The 9,831-nt window shown below is 48.0% G+C and carries 7 protein-coding genes; all 7 read right to left on the reverse strand.

Translation table 11 applies throughout. The features are described 5' to 3' along the window. Positions 1–81 precede the first annotated feature (81 nt). Positions 82–1,530, reverse strand: coding sequence for an alpha-L-fucosidase (locus tag BLA28_RS18115; RefSeq protein ID WP_069158401.1), 1,449 nt, complete (start codon positions 1,528–1,530; stop codon positions 82–84). 126 nt (positions 1,531–1,656) lie between these two features. Continuing rightward, on the reverse strand, positions 1,657–2,559 hold the full coding sequence (locus tag BLA28_RS18120) for a carbohydrate ABC transporter permease (RefSeq protein ID WP_069154409.1): 903 nt from the start codon (positions 2,557–2,559) through the stop codon (positions 1,657–1,659). Positions 2,560–2,600: 41 nt separating this feature from the next. Next, positions 2,601–3,509 carry an ABC transporter permease subunit gene (locus BLA28_RS18125; protein ID WP_044966577.1) on the reverse strand — a complete coding sequence of 303 codons (909 nt, stop codon included), beginning with the start codon at positions 3,507–3,509 and terminating at the stop codon, positions 2,601–2,603. A 69-nt stretch (positions 3,510–3,578) separates the two neighbouring features. Continuing rightward, positions 3,579–5,375: a type 2 periplasmic-binding domain-containing protein gene (locus BLA28_RS18130; protein ID WP_069158402.1), complete on the reverse strand. Its 1,797-nt coding sequence runs from the start codon at positions 5,373–5,375 to the stop codon at positions 3,579–3,581. Between the two features lie 183 nt (positions 5,376–5,558). Continuing rightward, a complete protein-coding gene (locus BLA28_RS18135) occupies positions 5,559–7,262 on the reverse strand; it encodes a cache domain-containing sensor histidine kinase (RefSeq protein ID WP_069158403.1) in 1,704 nt (567 codons plus the stop codon). Next, a complete protein-coding gene (locus BLA28_RS18140; protein WP_009250089.1) occupies positions 7,259–8,434 on the reverse strand; it encodes a response regulator transcription factor in 1,176 nt (391 codons plus the stop codon). The genes BLA28_RS18135 and BLA28_RS18140 overlap by 4 nt, the downstream gene beginning before the upstream one ends. Positions 8,435–8,639: 205 nt before the next feature. Further along, positions 8,640–9,566, reverse strand: coding sequence for a GGDEF domain-containing protein (locus BLA28_RS18145; protein ID WP_069158404.1), 927 nt, complete (start codon positions 9,564–9,566; stop codon positions 8,640–8,642). Positions 9,567–9,831 lie beyond the last annotated feature (265 nt).

The following is a 9,831-nucleotide window of genomic DNA, read 5'->3' on the forward strand; positions in this document are numbered from 1 at the left end:
TTCCCGACAGCCCCTTATTTGGCCTTTTTTCATTAGTGTTCCAGCCACCTTTTTTCACAAGGACAGCCCTGTCTTCACCACTCAATACACCCCGACAAATGCCAGCACAGGCGCGACTCTTGCATCCGTAACCTTAAACCGGAGCCCCTTCGTATGCAGCCCGTTTAACGGAACAATCCGTTTATAGCCGACTGTAGTCCCTTCTGCAAACAGTTTCCAGCTGCCGTCTTCATCCATAAAGCTGACTTCAAACTGCTCCACCCGCTGGCTGAAGGCAATCGCTTCCTGTACCACCAGATAATCGAGCGTGCGTTCCTTTTCCCACAGCAAGGTTATCTGAAGCTCCCGCTGCCCGTCCGGATTGCGGAACCAGAAATCATCACCGGGGTCAAGAAGGACGCTTCCGTCATTTCCTTCGCAGTCTGCAGAGGGAACTATTTCTATTTCCGCTTCTTCCGCCTGATTCACTTGGAAGGCCTCCCGGATGAAATCGCCCAGCCGGAACAGGCTTTTTCTGTCTTCTTCCCGGATCAATCCATCCTTATCCGGAGGGATATTCAAAAGCAGCGTACAGTTTCCGCCCACGGATTTCAGGTAGATCTCTTTCAGATTTTCAAAAGAGCGCACCTTATCGTTTTCTTCTTCATGATAAAACCAGCCCGGGCGGATGGATACATCCACTTCCGCAGGAAACCAGATCAGCTCCTTTTTATCCTTCAGCACATCCCTGCTGCCCAGATTCATATCGGTACTTGTAAGCTTTTTCTCCCGGAACTGTGCATTGTCCTCCTGCTGGCTGAGGGCCGCTACTTTTTCTGCGTCCGCCAGTTCCGCTGCCACCACGCTCCATTCGCTCGGCCTGGTATCTCCTGCCTCATTGCCGCACCATCTCACATCCGGCCCGCATCCGAAAATATTAGCTCCCGGCTGCAGACGCCGCACCACCTCATAATAGCGTTCCCAGTCATATACCTGCTTTTTCCCATTCTGTCCTTCTCCGCAGGCGCCGTCCAGCCAGACAGTGAAGATTTCTCCGTAATTCGTGAGAAGCTCCGTGAGCTGGTTCACATAGTAGTCGTCATAGGCCTTTCCCGATCCATAAGCTGGATTGTTTCTGTCCCATGGAGATAAATAAACTCCGAATTTCAGCCCCTTTTTCCGGCAGGCCTCGGCAAGTTCTCCTACGATATCACCTTTTCCCCCTTTATAAGGCGAATTTTTGACGCTGTGTTCGGTATATGCGCTGGGCCACAGGCAAAAACCGTCGTGGTGCTTGCAGGTAAGAATCAGCCCTGTCATGCCTCCCCTGACCGCAGTCTCGGCCCACTGTCCTGCATCCAGCTTTTCCGGATTAAAAATGGAAGGGGATTCCTCCCCATTTCCCCATTCTCTTCCGGTAAAGGTATTGACCGTGAAATGGATAAAACCAAAATATTCCATTTTCTGATGGGCGATCTGCCTGGGTGAGGGCACCACGCCGACCAGTCTCTCATCCTCCCGGTAACCGGGGTATCGTTCTTCCGATTGCATTTTCTTTTCCTCCCGCATAGTTTTTTCGTTCTTCAGTAATTACTGCGCATATTTCCTGTCCTTGCCGCTCCGGGTTTTGTGCTCCCCGCTTAACCCTTCAACGCTCCGGATTTTTCTGCTCCCCGTTTAGCCCTTCACCGCACCGATCATAATCCCTTTAACAAAATATTTCTGCATAAACGGATATACCATAAATATCGGCAAAGATGCCAGTACGGTAATAGTCATTCTCACGCCCTTGGGTGATATCGTTCCCATGGCATTTTCAATGCTGCTCAGATTGCTTGTGTTTTTTATCTGCTCCGCAAGTCTCTGCGACTCGTTCAGATAATTGTACAAAAGATACTGCAGCGTTGTCAATGAACTTTCCCCTCTTGTATAAATATGATTATCGAACCAGGAATTCCAGTGTCCCACAGCCACAAATACCGCAACAGTCGCAATAATGGGTTTTGACAGCGGCAGGATAATGCTGGTGAACACCTTGATATAACCGGCTCCGTCCAGCATGGCGGATTCCTCCAGGGAGGCCGGGAGCGATTCCATGTAGGTCTTTATCAGCACAATGTTGTAGGCGGAAATCATCATGGGCAGGATATAAATCCAGAAGGTATTCAAAAGCCCGTAAGATTTCATGACAATAAAGGTGGAAATGAGTCCCCCGTTGATATACATGGTCATTACCAGAAAACGGTACATAAACTTTCTGCCGGGCATCTCTTCTTTCGTAAACATATAGCCCAGGAAGGAGCATACCAGTACGGCAGCCACGGTTCCCACCACTGTACGGAGTACGGAAATCCCCAGTGCGGGAAAAAAGCCGCTCAGCTTGAATATATCCACGTAGTTGGATACCGAAAATCCCCTGGGCAGAAAAACCGGATTGTTGATTCCTGCCTTCGCGGCATCACTGAAGGTATAAATGACGATATACCAGAAAGGGTAGACGCATACAAAGGTAGCCAGCAGCATCAATGTATAATTAAATATCTGAAAAGCAATTCTTGATTTAGACGGTTTTATTTTCATCTTTCCTTACATCCTCCCGTATTCAGGTGCCTGCACAATTGTCAAATTACCGTATTTCCCCGGATCTTTTTGGCTACCATATTCGCCAGAACCACCAGGGATATACTGACCAGGGATTTCAGGATGCTGATAGCCACTCCGTAGGAATAATCCATGTTCTCCAAACCGATACGGTAGGTGTACAGATCCAGCACCTCAATGTTGTTGGCCGTCAGCGCATTTTTAAACAGCATGTACTGTTCATAGCCGGTATTGAGGAAATTGCCGATCTGCAGGATAAAAAGCACCACATAGGTTTCCATGAGAGCCGGGATCGTGACATGGACGGCGCACTGAAAATAACCGGCCCCATCCACTCTGGCTGCCTCATATTGTTCCTGATCGATGCCCGCAATGGCCGCCAGGTAAATGATGGAACTCCAGCCCAGGGACTTCCAGATGCCCAAAAGCGTCTGAAACCAGTAAACCGATTCTCCGGAGCTTAATATAGAAGTCACTTCTTTTCCTGTAATCCCCGCTATGAGGGAGGTCACCACACCGTCGGTCGCAAACAGGGAAAAAGCGAGGGAAAAAATGATAACCCAGCTGATAAAGTTTGGCAGAGTGGTAAAGGTCTGGACCACTCTGCGGACAGGGCTGCATTTGATTTCATTGAGCAGGATGGCGAAAAGCATGGGAAGCGGGGTGAGAACGATGCCGATTAAAGCAAAAATAAATGTATTTTTCAAGGTTCTCACCACATTGGCATCCCGGAAAATCAGCCGGAAATAGTCCAGCCCCACAAAATCACATTCCAGGATGGATATGCCCGGTATGTAATCAAAGACCGAATAAATCCAGCCAAATATTGGAACATAGTTAAAAAGAAGAACAATTACCATAAAAGGCAGGGTCATAAAAAGCAGGTTATACTTTTTCCTCCGCCCCGGTATCACAGTCGTTTTTTTCATTACAAACCTCCTGATTCCGTCTTTACCGGACTGCGGCAGACAGGATCCCTGTCCGCCGCAAAAGTACAATTACTGCATTTTTTCAACCGCTTCCTTCGCCGTATTCCAGGCCTGTGTCCACCATGCGATGGAGTCCTCCGCGCCTGCTGCCTTCAGTTCGGCCATCAGCGCTTCCTTCGCCGCCAGGAACTCTTCCTCCGTTTTTGCCTGGACAAGCCCGGGAATGGCATTAATTGTGATCTGCTCACAGTTGCTGTCGATCCTGCCGATATCACTCGGCACAATTTCCATACCGAACTGGATAGCAGAATTGCCTGCGCGCAAATCCATGCTTTCTCCTGCCTCAACCTTTTTCTTCAGCAAATCGGAAGGCAGTTCTATGTCAAATGCGGCACACATATCCTTTTCCGCCGCCGTCAGGTTTCTTACCATAATATCCTGCTGTTCCCAAAGGCTTATGGCGCCGCCGTCGGAAGCAATATTATTGGAGTCATAGCCCACCATATCGGAAAACGTAGAGCCGATTCCGCTCTTCGTCCATTCTTCGGCACGGGCCGGATTTGATTTCATGTCAATCGTATCCTCTGTCAGGGACGGGGTTCCGTCTGCCGCGGTTTCCCATCTGCCGTCAATACCGCAGTCAACGATTCTGGAGCATTCCTCACTCTGTAAAAAGTCGAGAATCATAACCGCTCTTTCCACATTTTTGCTGTGGGAGGATACCAGGAAATATTTGCCCTGCCATCCGGCATAATTTCTTTCATTTGCCCATCCCATATAGGTGGGAAGGATTACATACTGCTTCTCCGTCTCCGGATCCGCAGCCCTGGCATTCTTATTGTAATTACCGAAGTGCCAGTTTACATAGCCGCCCAGATACTGCCCTTTCGTATATTTTTCCGTCAGGTCTTCTCCTTTGGTGATAAAGCAGTCCGGATCCAGAAGATTGGCATTATAAAGCTTATTATAGAAAGACATGCCTGCCCAGAAAGGCGTTGTAATCCCATCCAGGTTCTCGTCATAAATATCCGGAATGAGTTCATTCGTTGCCATGTTCTTCACATACAGTCCGCTTTCCATGTTGGAATAGCCCTGTGTCAGACAGCCGATGAAGAAATACGGATGCAGGTTGCTGTCGTTGTATGCGCTCAGAGCGTATACAGGAAGCCCGTCTTCCGTTTCCGGATAAATCTCTTTCATCCTGACAAGTGCGTCCACATAGTCGTCGTCATTTTTTATTTCAGGGCAGCCGATCTCTTTGTATAGATCCCAGCGAACCACATAGCCATAGTTCAATGTGGCGCCGTAGGTGGAACGGGCGTTTTCCGAAGTCACGCGGGGAGTCACAAAATACAGTTTATCTTCCCCGTTGCTTTTAAAGCTTTTTAAAACCTCATTCCGCAGGGAATAGGTTTCCGAAAAAATATTCGCGGCCAGGCTGTCCTGGTACTGGGAAAGATCCACCGCATGCCTGCCCTTTAATATGGATTCAATATGTTCATCATTAATCTGCAGGATGTCACAGGTGGTACCACCTGACAGATCCAGATTAAGGCTTTCGTTATCATAGGATTTGGTTTCCAGCGTCACATTGAACTTATCTTCTATATAAGTAACAATTTCTGTAGGCCATCCGTCGGAGGAACTGGAATTCCCCACATTGATTCCGCCGATTGAAATATTAACATGCTCGGAAATATCCCCTGCCGCACCCTCATTTGAGACGCTGTCCTGCGTACCGGCCGCCGTACCTTTATCGGCATCCGCCTGTACGGCATTTCCTCCGTCCCCTTTGCCGCAGCCCGCCAGACAGCCGGCCATCAGTGCCGCCGTACAAATCAATGCTGTTATCTTTTTCTTTTTCATAGTACATCCCCTTCCAATATAGTTTGATACAGTTGTACATAAGACGTCTTGTGCTTCCTGTGTATAAACTCTATCAAATATCGGGGATTTTTATCTGTCTTATTTTACTTTTCATTTGTCAGATTTCATCTGCCTTATCATTTTGTCTCATTTTTTCTGACTTATATTCTTTTTTTTGTATATTTATACAGAGAATATGATTTCACCGACGACTTCCTTTCCCTCCGCCCGGAGCTTGACGCTGCTGTTCTCCCCATAAAGATAAGACAGCCTCTTCACCACATTTATCAGACCCACATCTTCTTTTCCCGATTCCCTCCGGTATCTCAGCTGTTCATTGACCTGTGCAAGACGTTCTTCATCTACCTGCTTAGCAGTATTCCTCACCTCTATCCGAAAACTGCCTTCCTCCTTCCGGATCTTCACCCTGATTTCCATACCGTCCGTTTTGGTACCGCAATGGACGAAGCAGTTTTCAATCACCGGCTGAAGCACAAACCGGGGAAAGACCTCATCGTACAGCTCCTCGCCGCACTCCATCCGGTATTGCAGGTTCCCCGCATAACGCAGCATCATCATCCCTATATAATTATCCAGGAATTCCAGTTCATCCCTGATTTTCCATGTCAGGCTGGGATTTCTGAAAACAGGCGTGATGATTTTGGTAAGCATGACGATGGAATCCGCTATTTTCCCGTTATTGGTCATCATAGCCATCCAGCGGATGGAATTGAGGGAATTATACAGGAAATGAGGATTGATTTGGTACTGCAGGGCCTTCAGCTCTTCCGCGGCTTTATCCTTTTCCGCCTGTTGAAGGTCGGAAATATAGCTCTTCAGTCTCCGGACCGTTTGGCAGAATTCCTCATTGAGATTATCAAGTTCCGAGAGGCCGGTTTTCTCCGGCAGGGCAATATCAAGCTGCTCCTTCCCCACCTTTTCCATATTATCCATCAGGCTCTGGATAGGAGCCGTATAGCGTTTGCTCCATATCACCGCAATAAAAATGACGCACAGCGCAGCAGTAAGTATGATCGCCAGGGAAAAATTACGGAAGGTACGGATATCCTTCTGGTAATTTTTGACCGGTATCATATTCACCAGCGTCCAGTTATTGTAGGACAGCGGGTAAACCACAATCTGGCAGTCCTTTTCCGGTTCAAAGGTACGGTACAGCTGTCCTTCCCGTGTGCTGGAAATAATCTGTCCCTGCTCATCCAGAAGCATGGCGGAGCTTCCGTTGTAAACCACGGATTCATAGCATCTTCGTATCCTTTCTTCTGAAATGCCGAGAATAATATAACTGTCCTCCTCCGCCCGGTCGGACTTGCCTATGGAGCGGATTCCCAGGACAGCCGGTTCCTCCGCCGCCTTGCACAGAATTTCCCTGTCTCCCAGGACATTCCCCGGCACCCATTGGAAAGCCGGATAGGACTGCGTGCTTTCCTGCAGGATCTCCCGGAATTCATCGGGAACCATAGTCATTCCGCTACGGTTCTTATTCACGGTGGATATGACCGTCTGTCCGTTCCCGTTCATCTGGGCCACAGCGCTGAGATTGGGATTGATAGCGAGGATTTCCTCAAACCGGAGGATCATTTTCCGGTTGAGCGCCGTTCTGCCGGCATCATCGGCATATTCCCCGTTCCCGAAGTTCCACGCCAGCATATCCATGTCATAACGGTTGGCATCCCGGATACCCAGTTTAATAATCTGTTCCAGATTTTCCTCTGCCTGTCTGAAATTGATCTGGGCGATCTTTTCATCATTCCTGCGAAGCTGGGAGGAAAAGAACAAATAGGTTACCATGTATAGAATCACCACTACCAGACTGATGGCGCTTATGATTGTGATAACCAGCTTTATTTTCCAGTTAAGCCGTTTCATATCCGGGAACCACCATCCTTTCCGAAATGCTGCTGTCTCCATTTCACCGGTGAAATTCCCATCTTTTTCTTAAAGAAACGGGTAAAATACTCCTGGTTCCGGAAGCCGTGCCTCTCTGCGATATAGGCTATTTTTTCCCGGGAATACCTGAGCTCGCCAAGTACCTTTTCCAGGCGGATGTCATTGAGGTATTCCACGAAGCTTTTCCCTGTATTTTTCTTAAATTGCGAAGAAAAATAACTGGTGCTGATACAGAGGTAATCCGTAATTTCCTGAAGGGTGATCTGCTTTCCATGATTGTCTTCCATAAACCGGACGGCCTTTTCCATCAGGGGATCCTCCTCCCAGACCGCTTCCTTTTCCTGCCTGAGCGCCTGGTAGGACTCCCAAACGGAATGTTCCCGGGAAAGGCGCATCTTCTTTTTTCCGAAGGTCACGTCCAGGAGATTATTGACGGCATTATCAAATTTCAGCAGCTGTTCCTCTGCAGCCTCTCCTTCCACGGTACAAATCACCGTCAGCTCCGTACTGCCTGTCTGCACACAAACCGCCTCAGGAAAGCTCTGGCACAAAAGCTGGCGGACCAGCTTCATGCCAAGCTCATTGATTTTCTTCTCATCCGCCTCCCGCAGAGAGAGGATAATCAGCGTGCGGAGATTTTCCAGAGGGAGCCCCCAGTCCGACATCCAGCGGATGTTTTCCTCCGGCCCGGTAACACTGCAGAGATAATTTCTCAGCGCATTTTCTCTTTTTTCCTCTTTATTTTCTTCCTGTACATTCTGCTGCCTGCGTACATTTACAAGATACTGCCTGGTACGGTTCAGCACGTCCCCTATTTCCTCAAGCGTCATGCTGGCCTTCAATATGTAGCCGATGATACAGTAGCCCATCATCCTGCGCAGGGTCTCAAAATCATCCAGACAGGAAATGATCACAACGGCACAGCTCCCGTCTATATCCCTGACCCTTTTTATCAGCTCATAGCCATCCATCCCGCCCATTTTAATGTCCGTAATCAGTACGTCCGGCCTCAGCTCCTCAAACAGCTCCAAAGCCGTGATCCCGTTATCCGCTTCCCCAACCACTTCCATATCATAATCGGACCACCTGATGGCATTTTTCAAGCCAAGACGTACCAGCAATTCATCCTCTGCAAATAATACCCTGTACATATGCCCTCTTTTCTTTGTATACTTTCACCATTTTCCCCGGACCTTTTTACCTGATATTGGATATTATAACAAATCGGAAATATAATGAGAAGTTCCTTTTTGTACGGAATTCGGATCTTCATAAAAAACTCCTTTCCGTTACGAATGGCTTCCCTGCTATTCCCAACGAAAAGGAGTTTTAAATACATCCTTTTATTCCATTTTTCTATTTTGCAAGCCCTTTTTCCAGGCGCTCCCGATAGCCGGGACTGTTTTTCTCATCGAATTTATCCCGGAACATCTCGTACTCCGCTTCGGAAAAGCCTTCCGCAAAATCCTCTTCCACACTCAGCCTTGTTACCATACCGATAGCTACGGACGGTGCCAGCACGGAGTCCTCAAACGCCAGGCAGGCATCCTTGATGCGCCTGCAGTAATCCAGGGCTTCTCCATCCTCCGGCACTTCTATTACAATGTAGAAGACATCCCCGTCCACACGGCCTATGAGATAGTCCGGCTTCGCTTCCCTTTTCAGGATATCGGCAACCGTTTTGATGAGCCGGTCGCTTTCCTCATCACCGTAATTGCTGTTCACGAACTTCCAGTCATTGATATTCACACAGATCAAAGCATCCGGCGCCGTACCGGTTTCCTTGAGAAGCTTAAGCCTTCCGTCAAAATAAGTCTTGTTCAGCAGGCCTGTGAGCGCGTCCACATGTTCTCCGTGCTTCGCCTGATATCTGTCCTTTTCCAGGGCTTCCTCCAGTTCATCTGCATATATCGCTGTTTCCCGGAACCGGTACTGCTTTTCTCCCAGGAAAGAATACAGCTCAGCCAGATCATCCAGGACAGCTTCAATCTTCTGTCCGGCCTCCGGACTGCTCAGTTTCACATAAAGATGTCCTATCGTCCTTTCTGCCACCCTGATTTTACGTCCGGGCTCCATCTCCACATCCGGCTCAAAGTCCGAAAAATCCCCGACAGCAACCGCTGTTTCCCCATGTCTCTGCGTTAAAAGCAGCTCCATGCCGAATGCCTCTCCAAGATCCCGGAATAATTTCTGTACCTTCTCTAAATCATACAGGTTTTCCAGCTTGTAGCTTTTAATATTTTCCCTCAACCTTTTTTCCAATGGAATCGAACCGTATGCCATACCCCTTATCCTTCCTGCCTTCTGAATTTTCGTTGAAAATGGCTTGATAAAGCCAATCAGCCGCAATGCTGCGGATGAAATTATTATACTTTTTTTCCTGTCTTTTGTCCAGTTCCGGGAATATTTTGGAATGAACTGCAGTGTAGGATTACAATACATGTGTTACACCAGTATAAATAAAAAATACGAGAACAGATTTTTGTGTTATATTTGAATCACCACAACACAAATAAATACAAAGGAGTCTGTTCTCGCATGACTAGTA

This window comes from Eisenbergiella tayi, from assembly GCF_001881565.1.
In the GTDB taxonomy this organism is placed as follows: Bacteria; Bacillota; Clostridia; order Lachnospirales; family Lachnospiraceae; genus Eisenbergiella; species Eisenbergiella tayi.